Raw genomic sequence first — 22,399 nt, forward strand, 5'->3', positions numbered from 1 at the left:
GCCGGGGAGCCACGTCGCGGACACTCCACGCGGCCGGGTCGGTTGACTCGTCTCGGCGCGGACAGTTGGATCGGCAGCCATGAAGACAATCCTCTTCGCGTACCGCGTGAGTGACCTCGACCGTTCGCTCGCCTTCTACCGGGCTGTCGGCTACACCGAACTCGGCACCGTCCCCTTCGACGACGGATCCAGCCTGGTCTGGCTGAAGCTTCCCGACGAACCGGCGGTGTCGCTCGAGCTCGTGCACCGGCCCGCCGACGGACCGGTAGAGATCGGCGGCTTCGCGCACTACGCGATCGAGGTCGACTCGTTGAGCGACACCATCCAGCGCCTGACCGAGGCCGGCCTGAAACCGGGCCCGGAGGAACTCCCCGGTGGTCCCGACGGCCCGAAAACATCCTGGCTCACCGACCCCGACGGCTACCGCATCGAACTAGTCGAGTGGCCCCCCGGCGGCCCACCCAACGCCGGACCAGCCCTAGCCCTGTCGCCCCTCCTACCCCCGTCGCCCTCCTAGTCGCATCGCCCCTCCTAGCTGGGCCAGCCCCTCCTCCGCGTCACCCCACCTGCCTGGGCCGATGCCCCAGCTCTGTCGACCCTCCAGACGGGGCCGAGTCCTCCCAGCTGTGTCGACCCGTCCTCGTTGGGCAGGTAATCCGGGACGGCAGATCCCCTGGTTGACGGCGAAACGCACTGTCGCGGGTTTGCCCCGAGTACGTCATCGACTGTGACCACCGTGCCGTCGGCAGCCGCTTGCCGCGGCAATCTTCCCACAGTCGACGACACGACGGCGCTCCAGCGACCGCGGCTGAAGCCACCGTGCCTCAACCTGGCCGGCCGGGATAGCGCGGTGGATCTCGAGACTCGCCTGGCCATCGGATCTGCGCACGAACTGAACGGCGTTGGGGTCAGCCAGGCCAGGCCGTGGGTTGACCGACGGGCCAGACCGGGCAGGCACCGCGGATCCGGCGACGGCCGGGATCCACGTGTTCACGACCCCAAGCTTCCGTGGCGGCACTAACTGTGTCGCGCTCCCAACTCTGTCGACCTCCTGACTGTGTCGACCCCTCCTGCCCGACTCGAGCAGTCGTAGCTACGGTCGTTCGATGGAGTGGCCTACCACCGTTGCTGAGGCGGTTGCGATTCAGGAAGAGTTGCGTGGGGTTGTCGACAATACGGATGTCGGCGATCGACCGCGGTACGTCGCTGGGCTCGACGTCGCGTACGACGGGGATCGGTTGGCGGCTGCGGTCGTCGTACTCGACTGCGAAACGCTGGAGGAGGTGGATCGGGCTGTGGTGCTCGGGGAGACGACGTTTCCTTATGTGCCTGGGTTGTTCGCGTTCCGGGAGGTTCCGGGGCTGATGGAGGCGTTGGAGAAGTTGAGGACGACGCCGGATCTGCTGGTGTGTGACGGGCAGGGGTTGGCTCATCCGCGGCGGTTCGGGCTCGCGTGTCATCTGGGGGTGTTGACCGGGCTGCCGGCGATCGGGGCGGCGAAGACGGCGTTCGTGGGTACGCATGCCGAGCCCGGGCCGGCTCGAGGTGAGTTGGCTGATCTGATTGTCGACAATGAGGTTGTCGGCGCGGTACTGCGGACGCAGGACGGGGTGAAGCCGATCTACGTGTCGATTGGGCATCGCGTCAGTCTCCCGACCGCCGTCCAGCATGTGCTGCACCTGACGCCGCGGTATCGCTTGCCGGAGACGACGCGGGCGGCTGACCACCTGTGTCGGCAGGCGTTGTCAGCGGCGGAGTAGGCGGCGGATCAGGAGCGCGAGTACGGCGCCGATGAGGTAAGGGCGGAGACGACGAGCAAGCGCCGGCACAAGCGCCGCGCCTAGATCAAGCGTGGACGCCCCAGCTGACGGCTCGCTTGGCGGGGTCGGCGGCGTTGGTGGGCTCGGCGGAGTTGGCGGCGCTGGTTCTGCCGGAGCCCGGGGTGTGCTGGAGGCAGCGGGACCCGAGGGAGTAGATCCCGAGGCAGTGGGCGCGGTCGATGCAGGCGCGGGAGAAGCCCCACCGGCAGGTACTGCGGTGCCGACGGCTCCTCCGGGTCCGGCGGGTGTCGCGGGACCGGCAGGACTGACGGGTCCGGCGGGCGACGCGAGCGTGGCGGAGACGGAGGGCTCCGATGCGGCGGATGCGGCGGATGCGGCGGATGCGGAAGCGGCTGCGCCGGGTGAAGTGGACGCGGGGACCGGACCGGGCTCGGTTGCAGTGGGCGGGGTGGATGCGGGAACGGAGGCGGGCTCGGCTGTGCTGGGTGAGGGGGACGCGGGGGTGGGACCGGACGAGGGTGGGGTGGATGCGGGGGTGGGGATGGGTTCGGGGGTTGGGGGGTGGGTGGTGAGGGTTGTGGTTAGGCAGGTTACGAACTGGGCTAGGAGGTGGTCGGAGACGTCTTGGATCAGGCCTCGGCCGAATTGGGCGGGGCGGCCGGTGACGGTCAGGTCGGTTTCGACGGTGACCGCCGTGGCTGTTTCACCTGAGGCGTCGAGGTGGGCGATGACCCGGACGGACGCCGTACTGTTGCCGCGGCGATCCTTGCCCTTGGCCTCGACCACCGCGTGATGGTCGGCCGGGTCGCGTTCGACGAATGTCCCGGTGCCGGCGTACTGCAGCGACACCGGGCCGAGCTTGACCTTGCACGTCCCGGAGAACTCGTCCCCGTCGTACGACGTCAGGGTGGCGCCGGGGAAACACGGCACCACCCGTTCGAGGTCGTTGAACGCGGCCCACGCCTGCTCGACCGGAGTCGGTACGACGAACTTGTGCTCGAGCTTCATCCACTACCTTCCGCAAGCCTTCATCCAGCGCATTTCGCAAGCCTTCATCCGGTACCTGCCGCGGCCAGCACCGCGCGCCGGGTGAGCACCGAGGCCAGGTGCCGGCGGTACTCGGCGTCGCCGTTGAGATCGGTCGCCGGTGACGTCCCGTCGGCCGCCCGGGCCGCGGCTTCGCGGACGGCCTCGGCGGTCGCGGGCCGGCCGATCAGCGCGTCCTCGACCGCGATCGCCCGGATCGGTGTCGAGCCCATGTTGGTGAGCGCGACCCGCGCCTCCGCGATCGAGTCCCCGTCCAGCCGGACCGCGGCCGCGACGGCGACGATCGACCATTGCTGCGCGACCCGGTTGAACTTCTCGTAGTGCGCGCCCCAACCGGTGTACTTCGGCACCCGTACCTCGACCAGCAGTTCGTCCTCGGCGAGCGCCGTACTGAAGACGCCTTGGAAGAAATCGCCGGCGGCAACGGTACGACGGCCGTCCGGGCCCGCGATCACGAACGACGCGTCCAGCGCGACCGCGACCGCCGGCAGGTCCCCGGCCGGATCGGCGTGGGCCAGCGAACCGCCGAACGTGCCGCGGTGCCGCACCTGCGGATCCGCAATCGTTGCCGTGGCCAACGAAATCAGCTTCGCGTGCTCGCTGATCAGCGGATCGGACTGGACTGTGCTGTGCGGTGTCATCGCACCGATCACCAGCGCGTCCCCGTCATCGCGGACGCCGCGCAGTTCGTCGACTTTCCCAATGTCAACAATCGACGTCGGCGCCGCCAACCGCAGCCGCAGTACGGGCATCAGGCTCTGACCGCCGGCCAGCACCTTGGCGTCGGTGTGCTCGCGCAGCAACGACACCGCCTCGTCGACCGAGGTCGGCGCGAAGTACTCAAAGGCTGCGGGGATCATGACTCCGCCCCTCCCTGCTGAGTCCCTGACTGGAGGGCTTTCCAGACCCGGTACGGCGTACACGGCATCTGAATGTCCGATACGCCGAGATGCCGGACCGCGTCGATCACGGCGTTGACGACGGCCGGAGTCGAGGCGATCGTGCCCGCCTCGCCGACACCCTTCACACCCAGCTGGTTCGTGGTCGCCGGGGTCTCGGTGCGTGCCGTCTCCAGCGTCGGCAGATCGGGCGCCCCCGGCACCAGGTACTGGTCGAACGATCCGGTCACTAGCGTGCCGGAGTCGTCGTGCACCGCTTCCTCGTACAGCGCCTGCGCGATGCCTTGCGCGATACCGCCATGCACCTGGCCCTCGACGATCAGTGGATTGACGACAATCCCAACGTCGTCAACGCTCACGTACGACCGGATCGTCGTGGCACCGGTTTCCGTGTCGACCTCGACCGCGCACAGGTGCGTGCCATGCGGGAACGAGAAGTCGTCCGGCTCCAACGTCGCGTCCGCGTCGAGCGACCGCTCCGCACCGCCGTCGAGCTTGTGCCCCTGGAACACCGCGAACGCCAACTCCCCCAGGGTCATCCCCGACTCGGTACCGCGCACTCCGAACCGGCCGGAGTTGAACTCGAGGTCGTCCGCGTTCGCCTCGAGCAACTGGGCCGCGATCGGTTTCGCCTTCTCGATCACCTTGTCGGCCGCGGCGAGCACGGCCATCCCGCCGACCGTGAGCGATCGCGATCCGTACGTGTCCAGTCCGCGCCCGGCGACCTGCGTGTCGCCGTGCAGTACTTCGACGTCCTCGAACGCGACTCCGAGCCGATCGGCGACCAGCTGACTCCAGGCCGTCTCGTGCCCCTGGCCGTGCGGGCTCGTCCCGGTGATCACTTCGACCTTGCCGGTCGGCAACATCCGGATCGACGCGTGTTCCCAGCCACCACCGACGTACCCCATCGAGCCGAGCCAGCGCGAGGGCGCCAGCCCGCACATCTCGGTGTACGTCGAGACGCCGATGCCGAGCTGGACCGGATCGCCGGATTGTCGACGATCGGATTGTTCCTTGCGCAGATCGTCGTACCGGAAGAGCTCGCGCGCTTTGGCCGTCGCGGCCTCGTAGTTGCCGGAGTCGTACTGCAGCCCGGACACGGTCGGGAACGGGAACTCGTCGTGCTTGATCCAGTTCCGCTCCCGGATCTCCAGCGGGTCGACGCCGACCTCGACCGCGAGCTCGTCCATCATCCGCTCGACCGCGAACGTCGCTTCCGGCCGGCCGGCGCCGCGGTAGGCGTCCGTCCAGGTCTTGTTGGTGAAGACGTTCGTGCAGGTCAGCCGGTACGACGGGAACTTGTAGATGCCGTTGTACATCAGCGCGCCGAGGATCGGGACGCCTGCTGAGACAAGGCCCAGGTACGCACCCATGTTGGCGAGCAAGTCGACCTTGAGGCCGGTGACGTTGCCGTCGCGGTCGGCGGCGAGGGTGACCTTCTGCCACTGGTCGCGGCCGTGGTGGGCCGCCATCAGCGACTCCGACCTGGTTTCGCTGTATTTACAGGGCTTTCCGGTACGACGCGCCGCGATGACCGTGAGCACTTCCTCCGGCGTGAACTGCAGTTTGCCGCCGAAGCCGCCGCCGACGTCCGGGGCGATCACGCGGATCTTGTGCTCCGGGATGCCGAGGACCAGTGCGAGGAAGATCTTCACGAAGTGCGGTACCTGGGTCGAGTCCCACACGGTGAGTTGTTCGCTGGTCGGATCGACGACAATCGACCGCGGTTCCATGAACGCCGGGATCAGCCGCTGCTGGCGGAACTCACGCTCGATCACGATGCCGCCGTCGCGCGCCGCCGTGATCGCGGCCTCGACATCGCCGCCGTGACCGGCCTCGGCCGAGTCGTAGACGAACGTGGCGGACACGTTGGTGCCGAGACCGGGATGCGCGAGCACCTCGTCGGCGGCGGCCGCCTTCAGGTCGAGCGCGGCCGGAAGCTCCTCGTAGTCCACGTCGACCAGGTCGGCCGCGTCGCATGCCTCGGCTGCGGACCGGGCGATCACGACGGCGACGATCTCACCGGCGAAGTTCACCGTGTCGACGGCGATGGACGGGTGGTCCGGCTGGACCTGTTCAGGTGTCGCGGTCCACGCGAACGGCAACCCGCCCTGCTCTTCCGCGAGATCGGCGCCGGTCAGTACGGCGACCACGCCGGTAGCCGCTCGTGCGGACTCGGTGTCGACACCGGTGATCCGCGCGTGTGCGAACGGGCTGCGCACCATCGCGAGGTGCAGCATGCCGGGCAGTACGACGTTGTCGGTCCAGCGGGTCCGGCCGGTGATCAGCCGGGCGTCCTCCTTGCGCCGGCGCGGACTGCCGACCTCGGCAGCCGGGCGCTCCTGGGTGGCGGTCATTGCGCACCTCCGGCGGCCGCGGCCTGAACGGCACGGACGATGTTCTGATAGCCGGTGCAGCGGCAGAGGTTGCCCTCGAGCCCGAGCCGGATCTCGTCCTCGGTCGGATTCGGATTGTCGGCAATCAGATCGATGGATTGCATGATCATGCCGGGCGTGCAGAAGCCGCACTGCAGGGCGTGGTTCTCGTGGTACGCCTGCTGCATGGGATGCAGTTGCCCGTTGGTCGAGAGGCCCTCGATCGTGGTCACCTCGTGCCCGTCGGCCTGCACCGCGAGCAGCGAGCAGGACTTCACACTTCGCCCGTCGAGGTGGACCGTGCACGCACCGCAGTTCCCGGTGTCGCAGCCGACCACTGTCCCCGTCTTCCCCAGCTGCTCGCGCAGGTATTGCACCAGCAGCGTGCGCGGCTCCACGTCGTCCGTGTAGCTGCTTCCGTCGACTTGCACCGTGATCCGGGTCATCGCCCGCCTCCAGAAGTAGGCACCCACCTCCAACCGATCCTGCTCCCACGTGATCCACACCACAAGAGATCGACCACCGCCCCTCCCACCCAGCAGCGGCGGCCAACTCGGTGGGGTGGTCAGTGGTGGATTGGGCCGGGGTGGGTGGAGAGGCGGGTGCCGGCGCCGCCCCAGCGGAGGGCGATGATTTCGGCGGCGATGCTGACGGCGGTTTCCTCCGGGGTACGGGCGCCGAGGTCGAGGCCGATCGGGCTGGCCAGGCGGGCGATCTCGGGTTCGGTGAGGCCGGCCTCGCGGAGGCGCTTCAGCCGGTCGTCGTGGGTACGGCGTGAGCCCATCGCGCCGATGTAGGCGAGTTCGGGCAGCCGCAGCGCGACCTCGAGCAGCGGTACGTCGAACTTCGGGTCGTGGGTGAGCACGCAGATCACGGTCCGCCCGTCGATCCGCCCGGCCGCGGCTTCGGCCGCGAGATACCGATGCGGCCAGTCGACGATCACTTCGTCCGCAGACGGGAACCGCGAGGACGTCGCGAACACTCCACGCGCATCGCACACCGTCACCCGATAACCAAGGAACGCACCGAGCTTCGCCACCGCCGCCGCGAAGTCGATCGCACCGAAGACCAGCAGCCGCGGCACCGGCGCGTACGACGACACGAACACCCGCATCCCCTCACCACGCCGCTGCCCATCCGGCCCGTACTCCAACGTCTCCGTCCGCCCAGCCGCCAGCAACCCCCGCGCGTCATCCGTCACCGCATCATCCGCCCGCTCCGACCCCAAACTCCCGACCGTCCCCTCTGGGCGCACCACCAGTCGGCGGCCGAGGCGGGTCGGGTCTGGGTGGGCGACGACTGTTGCGACCGCGACCGGGCGGCCGGCATCGATGTCCTCGGCTACCTCGGCCAGCCAGGGGTACGACGTCCTGTCCACGCGCTCCACGAAGATGTCGATGATGCCGCCACAGGTGAGTCCGACCGCGAAGGCCGACTCGTCGCTCACGCCGTACCGCTGGAGCACTGGTTCGCCAGACTCCAGGATCTCCTCGCCGAGTTGGTAGACCGCGCCCTCGACGCACCCACCGGAGACGCTGCCGACCGCCTCGCCGCCGGGTCCGACCAGCATCACCGCACCAGGCGGTCGCGGGGCCGACTCGAACGTCGCCACAACGGTGCCCACGGCAACCGACTCCCCCGCGCTCCACCACTCCAGCAACCGCTCGAGCACGTCACGCATCGGCCACCACCTCCAGAAGATCCGCGAAGCTGGCCAGGCTGTGCCCCGCGACGAGGTCGTCGACGTGAGGCAGTACGGCAACGATCCCGGCCTGCACCGGCATATACCCGGGCTTGCCGCGATGCGGGTTCAGCCAGACGACCCGGTGCGCCAGACCGGCCAGCCGCTCCAACTGAGCGCCGAGCAGCGACGCGTCCCCGCGCTCCCACCCGTCACTGCACACCACTACGACCGCCCGCCGCGCAGTGCCGCGCTGACCCCAGCGGTCCAGGAACACCTTCAGCACCTCGCCGAGTCGGGTACCGCCCGACCAGTCCGGTACGACGTCACCCGCGAGCCGCAACGCGAACTCGGGGTCGCGGTGCCGCAGTGCCGGTGTCACTCGAGTCAGCCGAGTGCCGATGGTGAAGACCTCCACCGATCGCGGTGCAGCCCTGACGAGTGTGTGAGCGAGTCGCAGCAGACTGTCGGCGTACGGGCGCATCGACCCGGACACATCGACGAGCAGTACGACGCGACGCGGTCGGGTGCCGCGTCGGCGGTAGAGGACTCGGGCGGGCTCGCCGACCTGACGTAACTGAGCTCGCAACGTTCGCCGCGGGTCGATGTCACCTCGGTGCGACGGACGGCGCCGTGAGGTACGACGGACCGGGATCCGTGGGCGCAGTGTGCCGAACAGCCTCGCCAACTCGGCCCGGTCGCTTGCAGACAGTTCGGCGACGTCACGGTGGCGCAGGACTTCCGTCGTACTCGCGGACACGTTGACCGAGCGGTCGCTGTCCTCACCTTCGGCAGTGTCATCGACGTCCAAGGCTGCCTGCACTGTCGTCGACGCCGTACGGCGACCAACTCGGCCCTGGCGTTCGCCGGAGAACCAGACAGCGAACACCTCGTCGTACCGCGCAGTGTCGTCAGGTCCACTGCACAGAGCGGCCCTGCCGGCCCAGTAGACGTCAGCGGTGGCAGCAGCGTCCAGCGCGGCGACAGCTCGCAGGAACAGGTGGACGCGGTCGGCAGTGACAGCCAGACCCGCGTGCCGGAGTGCGGAGGCGAAACCGGCCAACGCGAGGTCTGGTGCAGTCATGGTCCACTCAGCTCGCCAGCAACCGGTCCAGCGACTCCCGCACCCGGTCTGTGTCCTCCCGGTACTTGAGTACTGCGCCCAGCGTCGCAGCCGCAGCCGCGACGTCCAGTGTGTCCGTGCCGAGCGCGTCGAGTGCACGCGCCCAGTCGAGAGTCTCCGCGACGCCCGGCGGCTTGAGCAGGTCGAGGTCGCGCATCCGCTGGACCGACCGCGCCACCTGTTCGGCCAGCCGCTGGGACACCTCCGGCAGCCGGGTGCGCACGATCTCGACCTCACGGGCCAGACCGGGATGGTCGATCCAGTGGTAGAGGCAGCGACGCTTCAGTGCGTCGTGGACCTCGCGCGTCCGGTTCGAGGTCAGCACGACGATCGGCGGGACCTCGGCGGTGATCGTGCCGAGCTCCGGGATCGTCACCTCATGCGTCGACAGCACCTCGAGCAGGAACGCTTCGAACTCGTCGTCGGCCCGGTCGATCTCGTCCACCAGCAGTACGGCGGGACTCTCCCGGAGCGCTCGCAACACCGGGCGGGCGAGCAGGAACCGCTCGTCGAACAGAGACTTCTCGACGTCCTCGAGATCAGCAGAGGAGCTGGTCGCCTCGACGGTGCGCAGGTGCAGGATCTGGCGCGGGAAGTCCCAGTCGTAGAGCGCTTGGGTCGCGTCGATGCCCTCGTAGCACTGCAGGCGGATCAGCTGGAGCCCGAGCGCTTCGGCGATCGCAGCGGCGAGGGAGGTCTTGCCGGTGCCTGGTTCGCCCTCGAGCAGCAGCGGGCGGTGCAGGGCGAGCGCGAGATAGCCGACCGTGGCCAAGCCGTCGTCGGCGAGATACCCGGTACCGCGCAGACGCTCAGCAAGCTCCGCCGCGGAGCCGACGGCGTTCATCTGCTCAGCATCACCCGGCACGCCCGGGTTGCCAAGGCTCAGCCGAACCGATGCCCCTCCGGCAGGTCCTCGACCGTGTCCACATCCGCGCCGTCAGAGAGGTCCCCACACTCGACCTCCACCGGCGGGCGCTCCTTGAGGTAAGCGCGGGCGCCCTGGTCCCCTACTGACGTAGCTATCACGCCATCCCAGTGATCACGCCCGAGTACGACGGGGTGCCCCGGAGCCCCGTGGTAGACCGCCCGAGCAAGAGCCGTCCGGTCGGCTTGAACCGACACCCGCCGAAGCACGTCGACGGTCAGACCGGGGACGTCCACAGGCACGACGACCACAGCCTCAACGTCATGGAGGGCCTTGAGACCCGCTCGGAGGGAGGCGCCCATTCCCTCCTCCCAGTCCGGTGCCTCGACTACCTCGACCGGCTCGGAGGTCAGCTCGGCTGCTACCTGCTTGGCCGAAGCGCCGATCACGACGACTACCGGAGAGCAACCGGCGGCAACGAGCAGGCGTGAGCTGCGGACGACCCACGGCGTACCGGAGGGGTCTCGGATGAGGGCTTTGGGGGTGCCCATCCGGTGGCCGGCGCCGGCGGCCAGGAGGAGTCCTGCGATCTTCACTCTCGGAGAGTAGCGATTTCACAGTCTGGGCAGTGACGTGTACCACGCGGCGGCGGGGGCGCGACGTGGCACGATGTTTGACGTGACGACTTTTGCGGATGGCCCGAAGGCTCTTCCTCTGCTGTTCCTGGGACAGAACACCGACCCTCACTCGGAGCGGGGTGTCGAGTGCCCTGGGGCGCTGCCGCCGGCCTCCGACCCGGACCTGGTCGAGCGGGCGCTGAAGGCGAAGGCCGCGCTCAGTGACCAGGTGTTCGTGCTCGGTCACCACTACCAGCGCGACGAGGTGATCCAGTTCGCCGACGTCACCGGGGACTCGTTCAAGCTGGCCCGGGACGCGGCGGCCCGGCCGGACGCGCCGTACATCGTGTTCTGCGGTGTGCACTTCATGGCCGAGTCCGCCGACATCCTCACCAACGACGCGCAGACGGTGATCCTGCCGGACCTCGCGGCCGGTTGCTCGATGGCCGACATGGCCCGGATCCAGCAGGTCGAGGCCGCCTGGGACGCACTCGCCGACGCGGGTGTCGCCGACGTGACCGTGCCCGTCACTTACATGAACTCCAGCGCCGACATCAAGGCGTTCTGCGGCCGCAACGGCGGCGCCGTGTGTACGTCGAGCAACGCGGACACCGCGCTCGAATGGGCCTTCGAGCACGGCGAGAAGGTGTTGTTCCTGCCCGACCAGCACCTCGGCCGCAACACCGCCGTACTGAAGATGGGCCTGAGCCTGGACGACTGCGTGGTGTACGACCCGCACAAGCCGGGTGGCGGCCTGACCCGCGAGCAGCTGGCTGCGGCGAAGATGATCCTGTGGCGCGGGCACTGCTCGGTCCACGGCCGGTTCACCGCCGCCTCGGTCGACGACGTACGGGCCCGGGTCCCAGGCGTCAACGTCATCGTCCACCCCGAGTGCCAGCACGAGGTCGTCACCAAGGCGGACCTGGTCGGCTCGACGGAGTACATCATCCAGACCCTCGAAGCGGCCGAGCCCGGTACGTCGTGGGCCGTCGGCACCGAGCTCAACCTGGTCCAGCGGCTGGCCAAGCAGCACACCGACAAGAACATCGTCTTCCTCGACAAGACGGTCTGCTACTGCGCCACCATGAACCGCATCGACCTGCCGCACTTCGTCTGGGCCCTGGAGAACCTCGTCGCCGGCCACGTCGTCAACCCGATCAAGGTCGACGCCGACACCGAAAAGTACGCCAAACTGGCCCTCGACCGAATGCTGGCCCTCCCGGGTAAAACCGCTCGGGACTAGGTACGGCGGCAGTCCACCGAGCCGACGTGATCGGCTGGGTTGGCTCACGCTGCGTGGGGTTCTGCCGGTGGTTTGGGTGCGGGTTGGTTTGTTGGGGAGACGGGTCGTGGTTTCGCGGTCTCCGCTGCGTGATGGTGCTAGTCGGGGCGGTGTGCGTCAAGGGCGCCTTCGGCGTCCCTGCGGGAGCTTCGCCCCTTGACCCACACCACCCCGACCAGGGAAGGCCGCAGCTAACCGGATCCCGCGAGAAGAGCAGCCCGAACAGTCGAGGACCTGGTCGGTCCAGGTGAACCCCGTTCGTGGGGTCGGCCCTGTGTGGTGTCGTGGATCGGTGCTTCGGGCAAAGGGTTCGCCGAGTCGTGGATCGCTGCTCCAGATCCAGCCGGGCGACGACATAGATCCACGACTCGGCGACCGACCGGGCCAGGAATCCCGGGATCCGGACAGTCTCGGCCGGATGGTGGTCAATCCGCGTTAAAGCCGGGACCTCGTACACCGGGCGGGGACCTCGGACACCTGGTCAGATGTCCGAGGTCCCCGGAAGGTGTTCAAGGTCAGCCGATTGCACCAAATCCCCCCGGATCCAGGCCCGCCCACCGGATCCACCCCGGGGAGCGTGACCACTCGGGTGAGCAGCTCCGGGATAGCTGCGTCCTTCCCTGGTCGTGGTGGCGTGGGTCAAGGGGCGAAGCTCCCGCAGGGACGCCAGAGGCGCCCTTGACGCACACCACCACGACCAGCACCATCAAGCAGCCCGGAGCAGCGACACCACAGTTGTCTGGTTAGTGGGAGACGCGGGCTGGGGCATACCAAGCGGCGAGGATTTCGGGGAGGCGGTCGGGGCCCCAGCGGTCTACCGGGGTGATGCGGCCTTGGAGGGAGGCGAGGCCGCGGGCTAGTTCGCCGACTACGTCGCCTTTCCAGGAGACGGCGACGCCTTCGCCTGGGCCGACGATGACGGACGGGCCGCCGCGGTCGATGCAGACCACCGGGCAGCCTGAGGCCAGGGCCTCGGTCACGGCCCAGCCCGCGGCCTCACGCAGCGCCGGGGCGAGCAAGGCGTCGGCGCGGAACATCGCGGCCAGGACGTCGTCGCGCGGCAACGCACCCATGAACTCGACCCGGTCGCGGACGCCCAGCTCCTCCGCGAGCCGCTCGGCGCGACCCCAGTCGGGGCCGTCGCCGATGATCCGCAGCTCCCAGTTCGCGGCTTCCGGGCGCGCCAGCGCACTGATCCCGAGCAGCACACCCTTCCACGGGATCAGCCGGCCGACGAACAACGCGGTCTTGATGCCCGGGGCACCGAACGGTTCATAAGGACCGGAGGCGGTGAAGCGCCGGATCGCGACGTTCGGCTGGACCACGATCTCCCGGGCGTACTTCCGGAACACCTCGGCCACATCGTTGTTCTGAGCAACCATCAGGTCCGCGCGCTGGGCAACCTTCCGCCCAGTCAGATGACGCCGGATTCCTGTGTAGGTACGCCGTACCAGCTCGGCCACCAAACCACGCGGCCCGAGCCAGTGCGCCATCGACAATGGTGCCGTGGTCGATCCGCCGACCGGGCCCCAGATGACCTTGGCGGAGGACTCCTCGACCACGCCGGCCGACATCCAGTCGACGGCGAAGGTCAGGTGGTGGATCACGTCGAACGAGTGCTCCTCATGCAACCGTCGCGCCGTACGGCGAGCCAGCCCCTGCCAGAGCGGGTAGTACCAGTACACGTCCGACGGCCGTCGACGCAGCCGAAGCACCCATTTGGGCAGTTCCAGCGGTACGACGGTCAGCGACGGAACCGGCCGGATCGCCAGTTCCTCGGCGATCTCGTGCGCGAACTTGCCACGGGTCAGCAGCCACACGTCGTGGTCGCGGGCGGCTGCCTTCGCCCAGGCCCAGCCCGCACCCGGCTCCGACCCGCCCTTGGGCCGGCACGCGTACGCGCTGAGCAGGACCTTCGGCCGGGTCGACATCAGCCCATCCCCTCCAGCAACCTCCGTAGATCCGTGCTCGAGGTGGAGGCCGTGTACGGGAAGTAGTGCACGCTGGCGCCGACCTCCCCGAGCAGCCTCTCCAGTCTTGTCCCCTTCTCGGTGCCCTTCCAATCGTCACCCTTGAAGAGAACGTCGTACCGGAGCTGCTTCCACATCTCGAACTTGTCGCTGGACCAGTCGCTGACCACCTCGTCGACCAAGCCGAGAGCCCGGACGACCTCCATCCGCTCGTCGTGCGGCACCACCGGCGGCCGGCCCTTGATCCGGGTCACCACATCGTCCTCGACCACACCGGCGATCAGGTGGTCGCAGTACTCACGGGCCCGGCGCAGGATGTTCAGGTGACCGATGTGGAACATGTCGTACACACCGGGTGCGTACCCGACCACGCCCATCAGCCGCGCACCTCCGGCACCAGCAACGCCATCTCCCGGTACCACTTGGCGATCGCCGCCGCCAGGAAGACCAGGTTGGCCGCGAGCAGGGCGCCGTACAGGACGGCGAACAGCGACGGCCAGGCGAAGGTGAGGAAGACCAGGCACAGTACGCCGTAGTCGGTCGGTGCGATCAGCAACGACTTGACCACGGAATCGCCACGCTCGTTGGGCTTCTGCGCACCGCCGTGCCGCCGGCGCAGCTGGTCGATCAGGATCAGCCCGAAGAACATCACCGCCGACACGCAGACATAGGCGAGTGGCACGAGCAGCACCAACTCGTTGCTGAAGGCATCGAAGTGGTAGAAGGAGATCAGTACGGCGCTGTGCAGCAAGACGATCTTGACCGAGTCGATCATGTGGTCGAGCCACTCGCCCAGCGGCGATCCACCACCGCGCAGCCGGGCCAGCTGACCGTCCGCGGAGTCGAGGCCGTACCCGAGCACCAGCAGCGCGGTCACCACCAGCGCGAGCGTGACCGACGGCCGAACGGTCGCGATCAGCACGATCCCCACCAGCGAGCAGAAGCCGGACGCAAGGCTCACCTGGTTCGGCGTGCGCCGACCCAGGAAGGCAGCAGCGGCGAACACCCGGCCGATACGACGGTTGACGAACCGCGAATACGCCGGCGTACCCGCCGACGGCTTCTGCGCCCGCGACAATTCCCCGACCGTCTCCCGCAGCCCGGTCAAAAGCACTGTCATGCCACTGAGCTGCGGGACTGGCGCTGGTCGATTGCGGCGCGGAGGATCGGGCTGCGGGAACCGCGGCCGGCCGGCAGGACGCTGACCAGCTCGCCCGGAATCCCGTCGAGCTCGTCGACGCCGAGCACGCCGTCGGTACCACTGGCAGCGAACACGGTCTGGACCCCCAGGACGCCGGTCAGCCACTCGGACCGTACGTCGTCCACCACGACGACCTCGTCGACACAGCGCAGGTGCTCGAGGATCTGGGCCCGCTCGACCAGCGGCACGAACGGCCGCGCGCCCCAGGCGTCCAACGCCCAGTCGTCGGTCAGCACGCCCACCACCAGCCGGTCGCACGCCTGTCCGGCCCGTCCGAGCACGTCGAGATGCCCGACGTGGAAGAGGTCGAAGACCCCGGCCAGAAACCCGACTCGCGACACTTTGTTGTCCCCCAGCAAACGATCGTCCCCCACGTGCCCCCGCACGGTCTCGCCGACCTTATACCTTGTGCTCACAGCCCGCCCAGCGTCATGCGTCGCGCTCACGGCCCGCCCGGCGTCCCCGGCGGGTCCGGCCGCCGTCCGCGTGCCGGGCGATCGCATCGGTATAGATCCTCTCCGTGGCCACCAGGTCTCGCTCCGGGGTGAAGCGGTCGAGGTAGACCTGTCGGGCTCGTTCGCCGAAGGCTACCGAAGTGACGGGATCTGTCACCAACCCGAGGGCCTTTCGCAGCCCTTCCGGGTCGCCGGGCTCGGTCAGTGCCCCGGTCTCACCGTCATCCACCAACTCCGCCAGCGCGCCCAACCGGGACGCGACCACGGGCACGCCGTGCGCGAACGCCTCCACCACCACGAGTCCGAAGGTCTCATACGAACGCGCCGGTACGACGGCGACTCGCGCGGACCGCAGCAGTTCCATGCCTTCGGCCCACGGTAGTTGACCTTTCACCTGAACAGACAGGTCTCGGGCCGCCCGGGCCTCCGCCTCGGCGCGCAGCGGTCCGTCACCGATCACGACCAGCTTCCCGAGCGAGGAATCCCAGGCCTCCAGCAGATCCGCGAACCCCTTGTCCTCCACCAGCCGGCCGAGGAACACCACCGCATCCCCCGCCCCTTCGCGGACGGCACCGGAATGCGGTACGGCGTGCGGCTTCACCACGATCTGGTCGGGGTCGAAGCCACCGGCGACGTACCGCTCTCGGACGAACTCCGAGGGCGCGACCAGCGTGGTGACGTACCGCTGCCAGGTGTGGAGCTTGTTGTGTACGCCGATGCTGGTCGCCAACGGCAACGTCTGCACCCGGGACTCGCGATAACAGCTGTGCCGTACGCCGGCCAACGGAAGCCTGCCGACGCAGGATTCGCACGGCCGCCCGTCCCGCTGCAGCACCGCGTTGGCACACATCAGCCGGAAGTTGTGCAGCGTCGCCACCACTGGAAGGTTCAGCCGGTACGCCGCGCGCAGTACGGACGCACTGAACAGCGGGAAGGTGTTGTGAACGTGCACCACATCGGGCCGCTGGTCCTGCAATAGATGTGTTAAATCGCGTTCGGCCGAAAATGACCAAACGGAGCGGAACGGTAACAGAGCGCGATCTTTCCGGCCCATCTCGGCGATATCGTCGCTGTTCCGGACGTACAGGTCGATGTCATGTCCTGAGTTACGCAACAAATCAACCGTTTGCGCGACAACGGTGTTCTCGCCGCTGGGTTGACCGGTCCGGTAACGGTTGTGCAACATGGCGACCCGCATGGCACTACCTTAAGTCTCGCGGTGGCTACACCTGGTTCCGAGGACTTCCCGGGCCGGTGCGCCGCACACCCCGGAGGGTGCATTGAGGAAGTTGTGGTTCGCAGCGCTCATCGCGGCTGCGCTCGCCGTCGTTACAGTCGCGCTTCCGGTCATCGCCAACCAGAAGAACGCCACAACCGCGGCAAAGTCACGCGATGTCAGCGACCCGACGACTTCCGGCGTACTCCCCTCCGACCGTGCCTCCAAGACCCCGGTCGCGACCGTTCCGCCCAAGGCGACCGCCACCACCGTGCCCTCGAAGAAACCAGCGCCCGCCTCCACCACGCCGAAGCCGACCACCGCCCCCACGACCACCAAGGCGCCGACCGTCGCGACCGCGGACGAGACCGACGCCGGCCCGGCCCTCGCAGGACCGTGCAGCGGCGTGGTGATCAAGCCCGGCCAGAACGCGCAGTCGATCGTGAACTCCAAGCCGGCCGGTACGACGTTCTGCTTCGCGGCCGGCCTGCACCGCATCACCGAGACGATCCGGCCGAAGGCGGGCACCACGCTGGCCAGCGAGGACCGCGCCGTACTGACCGGATCCGTACCGCTGACCGGCTGGGCGAAGTCCGGCGCCACCTGGGTGGTGCGTGGGGCGCTCCCGGCGGCGTACGGGATGAGCGGGCAGTGTGAGGACAACAAGGCGAACATCTGCCACCTGCGCGAGCAGGTCTTCGTGGACGGTGAGCACCTGACTCGGGTGGCGAGCCTGGCCGCGGTCAAGGCCGGCACCTTCTACGCCGACTACGCCGCGAACGCGATCCACCTCGGCAGCAACCCGGCCGGGCGCGCGGTGGAGATGTCGAAGACGAAGACCGCGATCGAGTCCGGCGCGACCGGCGTGGTCGTCCGCGGTCTGACCATCGAGCACTTCGCCAGCGCACCGCAGGCGGGCGCGCTGGTCTCCGGCCCGGGCTGGAAGGTGACCGCGAACGACGTCCGCTGGAACCACGCCGTCGGCGTGATGCTGGTCAAGGCGAACAAGACCCGAGTCGAGAAGAACCTGATCCGCAACAACGGCCAGCTCGGCCTCGGCCAGTACAGCTCAGCCGCGGCGACCGTGACCCGCAACGTGATCACCGGCAACAACACCGACGGCTTCTGGATCGCCGACTGGGAGTCCGGCGGGATCAAGTCGACCCGGTCGTCCGGCACCGTCAGCGGCAACCTGATCAAGGCCAACAAGGGCGTCGGGATGTGGGCCGACGTGGCCGACGACGGCCGGGTGATCAGCGGCAACAAGATCCTCGGCAACGCCGCCGACGGGATCCGCTACGAGATCAGCCGCAACGGCACGATCGAGAACAACACGATCAGCGGCAACGGCTTCGGCACCGGACGCGGCTCGGGTACGTCGCTGTGGGACGGCGGCGGGATCAACATCAACACCTCCAGCGGAGTGACGGTCCGCAACAACGTTGTGTCCGGCAACGTCAATGGTGTGACGATCCAGTCCCGGACCCGCGGCACCGGCCCGTGGGGCACGTACCTGCTGCGCGACATCCAGGTCACCGGGAACACGGTCGAGATGACCGGCGGCAGCCAGAGCACCGGCATGGTGAAGAACTCCGGCGCCGAGGTGCCGGCCGGCGAGGTCGTGTTCAGCGGCAACAAGTACGTACTGGACGCGCTCGGCGCGCAGCGGTTCGCCCGGTTCGGCACCAAGCTGACCGCGGACGGCTGGCGGAAGGCGGGCTTGGACGCACTCGGCAGCTTCCTGCTGAACTGATTGTCCCAGGCAATTACCGTTCGCTACCGAGGTCACCCTCCGCGATCGATGCCGAATGCAACTTTTTCTACCGGAGAGTGTTGCAATAGCTACCTGAAGTAGTAATCTGCTGTGCGAAGCCGCGCCATGGGGGGTGCGCTCAGGACCCACCTGTGCCCCCGGAGGCTCCCGCAGTGAAGACACCAACCGCAGTCGTCGCGATCGTTGCAGCAGGCATCATTGCCCTGGCCGGGACGACGCTGCCGGCCCAGGGTTCGCCCGTTCTGGACGCTGACGATCCGGTGCTGATCTCTGGCATCCTCCCGGACGACGAGCCGTCGACTCCCACCCCGCCCACCGTCCCCACGGGTGCTCTGCAGGCCGGACCGTCACAGGCGCCCGCCTGCACGGGCGTCACGATCAAGCCCGATCAGGACGCGGCAAAGATCGTCGACGACGCGCCGAACGGTACGACGTTCTGCTTCACCGCCGGCCTGCATCGAATCAGCCAGACCATCCGCCCGAAGGCCAACCAAGTGCTGGCCAGCGACCAGGGCGCCGTACTGACCGGATCGGTCAAGCTGACGAAGTGGGCGGCGTCCAACGGTGACTGGGTGACCACGGGCGTACTGCCGCCGCCGTACGGGCAGACCGGTCAGTGTGAGGACAACGTCGCGAACATCTGCTACCTGCGTGAGCAGGTCTTCCTGGACGGGAAGCACCTGACCCGGGTGGCCGCCCGCGACAAGGTTGCTCCCGGCACCTTCTACGCCGACTATGCCGCGAACGCGGTCTACCTGGGCGACAACCCGGCCGGGCGGTCGGTGGAGATGTCGAAGACCGCCACCGCGATCCAGTCCAGTGCGAACGCGGTCACCGTGCGTGGCCTGACGATCGAGCACTTCGCCACGCCACCGCAGGTTGGTGCGATCCAGCTCGGGCTCGGCTGGAAGGTGTACGCCAACGACATCCGCTGGAACCACGCGGTCGGGGCGATGCTGGTCAACGCCGACGGCGCCGTACTCGAGAAGAACCTGATCCACCACAACGGTCAGCTCGGCGTCGGGCAGTACAGCACGCTGAACGGCACCATCTCGGCCAACGAGGTGAGCTACAACAACACCGACGGTTTCTGGATCGCCGACTGGGAGTCCGGTGGGATCAAGACCACCTGGTCCAACGGCGGCTGGGTGACCGGCAACCTGATCAAGGCCAACCGCGGTGTCGGGCTGTGGAGTGACGCGTACGACGACGGCCGCACCTTCAACGCCAACCAGATCGTCGACAACGCGGCCGACGGGATCCGCTACGAGATCGGCCGCAACGGCACGATCGAGGACAACGTGATCACCGGCAACGGCCTCGGCACCGGCCGCGGATCCGGTACGTCGCTCTGGGACGGCGGCGGGATCAACGTCAACACGTCCTCGAACGTGCAGGTCCGCGACAACGTGGTCGCCAACAATGTGAACGGCATCTCGATCCAGTCCCGGACCCGCGGCTCCGGCCCGTGGGGACAGAACCTGCTCCGCGACATCGTTGTCTCCGGCAATCAGGTGACCATGAAGGGCGGGACCACCGCGACCGGGATGGTGCAGAACTCCGGTGCCGTCATCCCAGCCGGCGAGGTGACCCTGAAGGCCAACTCCTACATCCTCGACAGCCTCACCACCGACCGGTTCCAGCGGACCGGCCAGTGGTACACGGCGACCGAATGGCGCAAGACCGGCCAGGATGCCGGCAGCACCTTCATGGTCAGGTCGCGAGTGCGCTGACGTGCTCGACCAGCAACTCGCGGAAGACCGTTGAGTCGCGCAGCCCCGGCGTGAAGACCGAGTCCACTCCCAGGAGTGCGTCGACCACAGCGGCCGGCTCGGAGGCGCCTGCGACGGCTGCCTTCAGCCGGTCCGCCTGCGGGTCGTCCAGGCTCGAGGTCTTCAGCACGTAGACCATCCAGGCCGCGACGGCCAACGAGATCACCTTGGGCTCGGCACCGGCGGCCAGGCGGTCGCGGACCGTGCCGAGCATCCGGACCGGCAACTTGACCGAGCCGTCCATGGCGACCTGCGTCGTACGGTGCTTCAACGCTGGGTTGGCGAAGCGCTCCAGCACGGTGGCGCCGTACGCGGTGAGATCCAGGCCGTCCGGCGGAGTGAGGGTCGGTACGACGTCTTCCTTCATCAACTGATGTGCGAGGGCGGCGAGTTCGTCGTCGCGGACCGCTTCGGCGATCGTCTCGTAGCCGCGGAGCGCGCCGAGGTAGGCGAGCATCGAGTGGGTGGCATTGAGCATCCGGAGCTTGGCCTGCTCCCAGGGGGCGACGTCCTGGGTGAGTACGGCGCCGGCCCGTTCCCACGCCGGGCGGTCGCCGGCGAAGTCGTCCTCGATCACCCATTGCAGGAACGGCTCCGCGACCACGACCGCTTCGTCCCGTACGCCGAGCAGCCGCGCGGCCTCGTCGCGGTCGGCATCGGTCGTCGCCGGCACGATCCGGTCCACCATGCTGGCCGGGAAACGGGTCGCCTCGAACACGTCGGGCACCTTGCCGAGCGCCTCGAAGTACTCCCCCACCAGCTTGCGCAAGAAGGGGCCGTTGGCAACCAGGTTGTCGCAGGACACGATCGTCAGCGGCTCGTCCCGGCGGGCGAGGCCGGCCGCCAACTGGCCGACGACCGTCCGCGGCAGGCGACCGGTCAGGTCCGCCTGGATCTCCGGATCGTCGAGATCGAGCCCGGTCCCGGCCGCCCGGTAGCCCTTCTCCGTCACCGTCAATGTCACCACGGACACGGCCGGATCCGCGATCCGCGCGACCACCGCCTCCGGGTCCTCGGGAGCGGTCAGCACCTCGCGGATGCTCCCGATCACCTGCACCGACGGATCACCCAGCCCTCGCTCGAGTACGGCGTACAGACCGTCCTGGGGCGCGAGTTGATCGCGGACCGTCGCCGAGCGCTGGCTCACCCCGCTGATCCCCCAACGAGTGTCGCCACTGACCACGGCGGCCCGCTCAGTGACCACCGCCTGGTGCGCCCGGTGGAACGCGCCCAGCCCGAGGTGGACGATGCCGACCGACAGTTGCCGCGGATCGACCGCGGGCGCGACGGGGAGATTGGTGAGACTCAGCCTGCTCAAGCGACGACCTTCTTTCCTTCGGATGGTTCTGGTGCTGGCCCCGTGGACTCCCGGACGATGAGCTCACCGTGCAGAGTGCCGCGGGTGCCGATGGCGGTGTCCGGATCGGGGTCGTCGAGGACGGCCAGCAGCAGCTCGACCGCGATCCGGCCGGCTTCCTGTTTCGGCAGCCGGACCGTGGTCAGGGCGGGCCTGGCCATCCGGGACATGGCGATGTCGTCGATACCGACCACGCTGAGGTCGCCGGGCACCGAGATCCCCCGTGCGTGCAACCGGGCCAGCAGCCCGATCGCGACCAGGTCGTTGTAGGCAACCACCGCGGTGGCACCGGTCGCGACCGCTTGGTCCGCGGCCGCGATGCCACCCTCGTACGTCGGCGCGAAGCTGCCGACCCGGGCCAACTCGGCCCCGTGGTCGTAGAGGGCGTTGCTGAGGCCGATGCTGCGGTGCTGCGTCGACCACGAGGTGACCGGTCCACCGACCCAGGCGATCTTGCGATGGCCGAGCGCCACCAGGTGGGCGACCGCCTGCTGCATCCCTTCCTCGTTGTCGTAGATGACACCGGGCACACCCTCGGCCGTCCGGTTGACCAGTACGACGTTCGTCTCCTGGGCGATCGCGGACAGGTCGGCATCGCCCGCACGGGGTGAGCACAGGATCAGCCCGTCGACCTGTTTGGCCAGTGCGCGCACCAGGCCGACCTCGGCCGCCGCGTCCTCGTCGGTGTCCGCGACGAAGACGGCCACGTCGTACCGGCGGGCGCGGGCCTGGACGCCCTTGGCAACGCTGGCGAAGAACGGGTTGGCGAGGTCGGGCACGACCAGGCCGATGTTGCCGGTCCGGCCGGTGATCAGGCCGCGGGCGGCCCGGTTCGGCTGGTAGCCGAGCTGCTCGACCGCGGCGGCGACCCGGGCCCGGGTCGCGGCGTTGACCATCTCGGGCATCGAGAGCGCACGGGACACGGTGGACGGTGACACGCCCGCCAGCCGCGCCACGTCACGGATCGTCGCAGGCATGGTCACC

The 22,399-nt window shown here is 68.6% G+C and carries 20 protein-coding genes; 5 read left to right on the forward strand and 15 right to left on the reverse strand.

The features are described 5' to 3' along the window. The first annotated feature begins 79 nt into the window (after positions 1-79). Positions 80-517: a VOC family protein gene (locus V9K99_RS32525; RefSeq protein ID WP_337005643.1), complete on the forward strand. Its 438-nt coding sequence runs from the start codon at positions 80-82 to the stop codon at positions 515-517. Positions 518-1,106: 589 nt separating this feature from the next. Further along, positions 1,107-1,760, forward strand: coding sequence for a deoxyribonuclease V (gene nfi, locus V9K99_RS32530; RefSeq protein WP_337005641.1), 654 nt, complete (start codon positions 1,107-1,109; stop codon positions 1,758-1,760). Here nfi and V9K99_RS32535 read toward each other — a convergent pair. The 8 genes from V9K99_RS32535 to V9K99_RS32570 form a co-directional block, all read right to left on the reverse strand. Next, entirely contained in the window at positions 1,746-2,789 is a 1,044-nt protein-coding gene (locus V9K99_RS32535) for an SRPBCC family protein (RefSeq protein ID WP_337005639.1), read from the reverse strand. The two genes, nfi and V9K99_RS32535, sit on opposite strands and share 15 nt — an antisense overlap. Before the next feature lie 44 nt (positions 2,790-2,833). Then, on the reverse strand, positions 2,834-3,688 hold the full coding sequence (locus V9K99_RS32540; protein ID WP_337005638.1) for an FAD binding domain-containing protein: 855 nt from the start codon (positions 3,686-3,688) through the stop codon (positions 2,834-2,836). After that, positions 3,685-6,084, reverse strand: coding sequence for a xanthine dehydrogenase family protein molybdopterin-binding subunit (locus V9K99_RS32545; protein WP_337005637.1), 2,400 nt, complete (start codon positions 6,082-6,084; stop codon positions 3,685-3,687). Before V9K99_RS32545 ends, V9K99_RS32540 begins: the two co-directional genes overlap by 4 nt. Beyond that, positions 6,081-6,548 carry a (2Fe-2S)-binding protein gene (locus tag V9K99_RS32550; protein WP_337005636.1) on the reverse strand — a complete coding sequence of 156 codons (468 nt, stop codon included), beginning with the start codon at positions 6,546-6,548 and terminating at the stop codon, positions 6,081-6,083. Before V9K99_RS32550 ends, V9K99_RS32545 begins: the two co-directional genes overlap by 4 nt. Positions 6,549-6,667: 119 nt before the next feature. Then, entirely contained in the window at positions 6,668-7,783 is a 1,116-nt protein-coding gene (locus tag V9K99_RS32555) for an XdhC/CoxI family protein (protein ID WP_337005634.1), read from the reverse strand. Continuing rightward, positions 7,776-8,867, reverse strand: a complete 1,092-nt coding sequence (locus V9K99_RS32560) for a vWA domain-containing protein (RefSeq protein WP_337005632.1) — start codon at positions 8,865-8,867, stop codon at positions 7,776-7,778. Before V9K99_RS32560 ends, V9K99_RS32555 begins: the two co-directional genes overlap by 8 nt. A 7-nt stretch (positions 8,868-8,874) precedes the next feature. Continuing rightward, complete coding sequence (locus V9K99_RS32565) at positions 8,875-9,750, reverse strand: AAA family ATPase (protein ID WP_337005630.1); 876 nt, start codon at positions 9,748-9,750, stop codon at positions 8,875-8,877. Positions 9,751-9,788: 38 nt separating this feature from the next. Then, entirely contained in the window at positions 9,789-10,367 is a 579-nt protein-coding gene (locus V9K99_RS32570; RefSeq protein WP_337005628.1) for a nucleotidyltransferase family protein, read from the reverse strand. A 73-nt stretch (positions 10,368-10,440) separates the two neighbouring features. Here V9K99_RS32570 and nadA point away from each other — a divergent pair, with 73 nt between their 5' ends. Beyond that, positions 10,441-11,631 (forward strand): quinolinate synthase NadA, encoded by a 1,191-nt coding sequence (gene nadA / locus V9K99_RS32575; protein WP_443137122.1) that lies wholly within the window; start codon positions 10,441-10,443, stop codon positions 11,629-11,631. A gap of 782 nt (positions 11,632-12,413) precedes the next feature. Here nadA and V9K99_RS32580 read toward each other — a convergent pair. The 5 genes from V9K99_RS32580 to V9K99_RS32600 are packed head-to-tail and all read right to left on the reverse strand — an operon-like array spanning position 12,414 to position 16,494. Further along, on the reverse strand, positions 12,414-13,601 hold the full coding sequence (locus V9K99_RS32580) for a glycosyltransferase family 4 protein (RefSeq protein ID WP_337005624.1): 1,188 nt from the start codon (positions 13,599-13,601) through the stop codon (positions 12,414-12,416). Then, complete coding sequence (locus V9K99_RS32585) at positions 13,601-14,017, reverse strand: adenylyltransferase/cytidyltransferase family protein (protein WP_337005623.1); 417 nt, start codon at positions 14,015-14,017, stop codon at positions 13,601-13,603. Before V9K99_RS32585 ends, V9K99_RS32580 begins: the two co-directional genes overlap by 1 nt. Then, positions 14,017-14,760 carry a CDP-alcohol phosphatidyltransferase family protein gene (locus V9K99_RS32590; RefSeq protein WP_337005621.1) on the reverse strand — a complete coding sequence of 248 codons (744 nt, stop codon included), beginning with the start codon at positions 14,758-14,760 and terminating at the stop codon, positions 14,017-14,019. The genes V9K99_RS32585 and V9K99_RS32590 overlap by 1 nt, the downstream gene beginning before the upstream one ends. After that, complete coding sequence (locus V9K99_RS32595) at positions 14,757-15,257, reverse strand: adenylyltransferase/cytidyltransferase family protein (RefSeq protein WP_337323609.1); 501 nt, start codon at positions 15,255-15,257, stop codon at positions 14,757-14,759. The genes V9K99_RS32590 and V9K99_RS32595 overlap by 4 nt, the downstream gene beginning before the upstream one ends. A gap of 13 nt (positions 15,258-15,270) precedes the next feature. After that, complete coding sequence (locus V9K99_RS32600; RefSeq protein WP_337323610.1) at positions 15,271-16,494, reverse strand: glycosyltransferase; 1,224 nt, start codon at positions 16,492-16,494, stop codon at positions 15,271-15,273. A gap of 82 nt (positions 16,495-16,576) precedes the next feature. Here V9K99_RS32600 and V9K99_RS32605 point away from each other — a divergent pair, with 82 nt between their 5' ends. Together V9K99_RS32605 and V9K99_RS32610 are read left to right on the forward strand one after the other, a co-directional pair. Then, positions 16,577-18,265: a right-handed parallel beta-helix repeat-containing protein gene (locus V9K99_RS32605; protein ID WP_337005617.1), complete on the forward strand. Its 1,689-nt coding sequence runs from the start codon at positions 16,577-16,579 to the stop codon at positions 18,263-18,265. Positions 18,266-18,438: 173 nt separating this feature from the next. After that, a complete protein-coding gene (locus V9K99_RS32610; protein WP_337005616.1) occupies positions 18,439-20,019 on the forward strand; it encodes a right-handed parallel beta-helix repeat-containing protein in 1,581 nt (526 codons plus the stop codon). On the opposite strand, the gene V9K99_RS32615 is transcribed toward V9K99_RS32610, so the two are convergent. Further along, positions 20,000-21,376 carry a mannitol dehydrogenase family protein gene (locus V9K99_RS32615; RefSeq protein ID WP_337005614.1) on the reverse strand — a complete coding sequence of 459 codons (1,377 nt, stop codon included), beginning with the start codon at positions 21,374-21,376 and terminating at the stop codon, positions 20,000-20,002. The genes V9K99_RS32610 and V9K99_RS32615 overlap by 20 nt on opposite strands. Next, positions 21,373-22,392, reverse strand: coding sequence for a LacI family DNA-binding transcriptional regulator (locus tag V9K99_RS32620; RefSeq protein WP_337005612.1), 1,020 nt, complete (start codon positions 22,390-22,392; stop codon positions 21,373-21,375). Before V9K99_RS32620 ends, V9K99_RS32615 begins: the two co-directional genes overlap by 4 nt. Between the last annotated feature and the right edge of the window lie 7 nt (positions 22,393-22,399).

It is taken from the genome of Kribbella sp. CCNWLW201 (assembly GCF_037203805.1).
In the GTDB taxonomy this organism is placed as follows: Bacteria; Actinomycetota; Actinomycetes; order Propionibacteriales; family Kribbellaceae; genus Kribbella.

Excerpts from the sequence above, each read along its gene's own strand:
- V9K99_RS32525 (WP_337005643.1), top strand. The coding sequence starts at position 80 with ATGAAGACAATCCTCTTCGCGTACCGCGTGAGTGACCTCGACCGTTCG.
- nfi (WP_337005641.1), top strand. The coding sequence starts at position 1,107 with ATGGAGTGGCCTACCACCGTTGCTGAGGCGGTTGCGATTCAGGAAGAG.
- V9K99_RS32535 (WP_337005639.1), bottom strand. The coding sequence starts at position 2,789 with ATGAAGCTCGAGCACAAGTTCGTCGTACCGACTCCGGTCGAGCAGGCG.
- V9K99_RS32540 (WP_337005638.1), bottom strand. The coding sequence starts at position 3,688 with ATGATCCCCGCAGCCTTTGAGTACTTCGCGCCGACCTCGGTCGACGAG.
- V9K99_RS32545 (WP_337005637.1), bottom strand. The coding sequence starts at position 6,084 with ATGACCGCCACCCAGGAGCGCCCGGCTGCCGAGGTCGGCAGTCCGCGC.
- V9K99_RS32550 (WP_337005636.1), bottom strand. The coding sequence starts at position 6,548 with ATGACCCGGATCACGGTGCAAGTCGACGGAAGCAGCTACACGGACGAC.
- V9K99_RS32555 (WP_337005634.1), bottom strand. The coding sequence starts at position 7,783 with ATGCGTGACGTGCTCGAGCGGTTGCTGGAGTGGTGGAGCGCGGGGGAG.
- V9K99_RS32560 (WP_337005632.1), bottom strand. The coding sequence starts at position 8,867 with ATGACTGCACCAGACCTCGCGTTGGCCGGTTTCGCCTCCGCACTCCGG.
- V9K99_RS32565 (WP_337005630.1), bottom strand. The coding sequence starts at position 9,750 with ATGAACGCCGTCGGCTCCGCGGCGGAGCTTGCTGAGCGTCTGCGCGGT.
- nadA (WP_443137122.1), top strand. The coding sequence starts at position 10,441 with ATGTTTGACGTGACGACTTTTGCGGATGGCCCGAAGGCTCTTCCTCTG.
- V9K99_RS32580 (WP_337005624.1), bottom strand. The coding sequence starts at position 13,601 with ATGTCGACCCGGCCGAAGGTCCTGCTCAGCGCGTACGCGTGCCGGCCC.
- V9K99_RS32585 (WP_337005623.1), bottom strand. The coding sequence starts at position 14,017 with ATGGGCGTGGTCGGGTACGCACCCGGTGTGTACGACATGTTCCACATC.
- V9K99_RS32590 (WP_337005621.1), bottom strand. The coding sequence starts at position 14,760 with ATGACAGTGCTTTTGACCGGGCTGCGGGAGACGGTCGGGGAATTGTCG.
- V9K99_RS32600 (WP_337323610.1), bottom strand. The coding sequence starts at position 16,494 with ATGCGGGTCGCCATGTTGCACAACCGTTACCGGACCGGTCAACCCAGC.
- V9K99_RS32620 (WP_337005612.1), bottom strand. The coding sequence starts at position 22,392 with ATGCCTGCGACGATCCGTGACGTGGCGCGGCTGGCGGGCGTGTCACCG.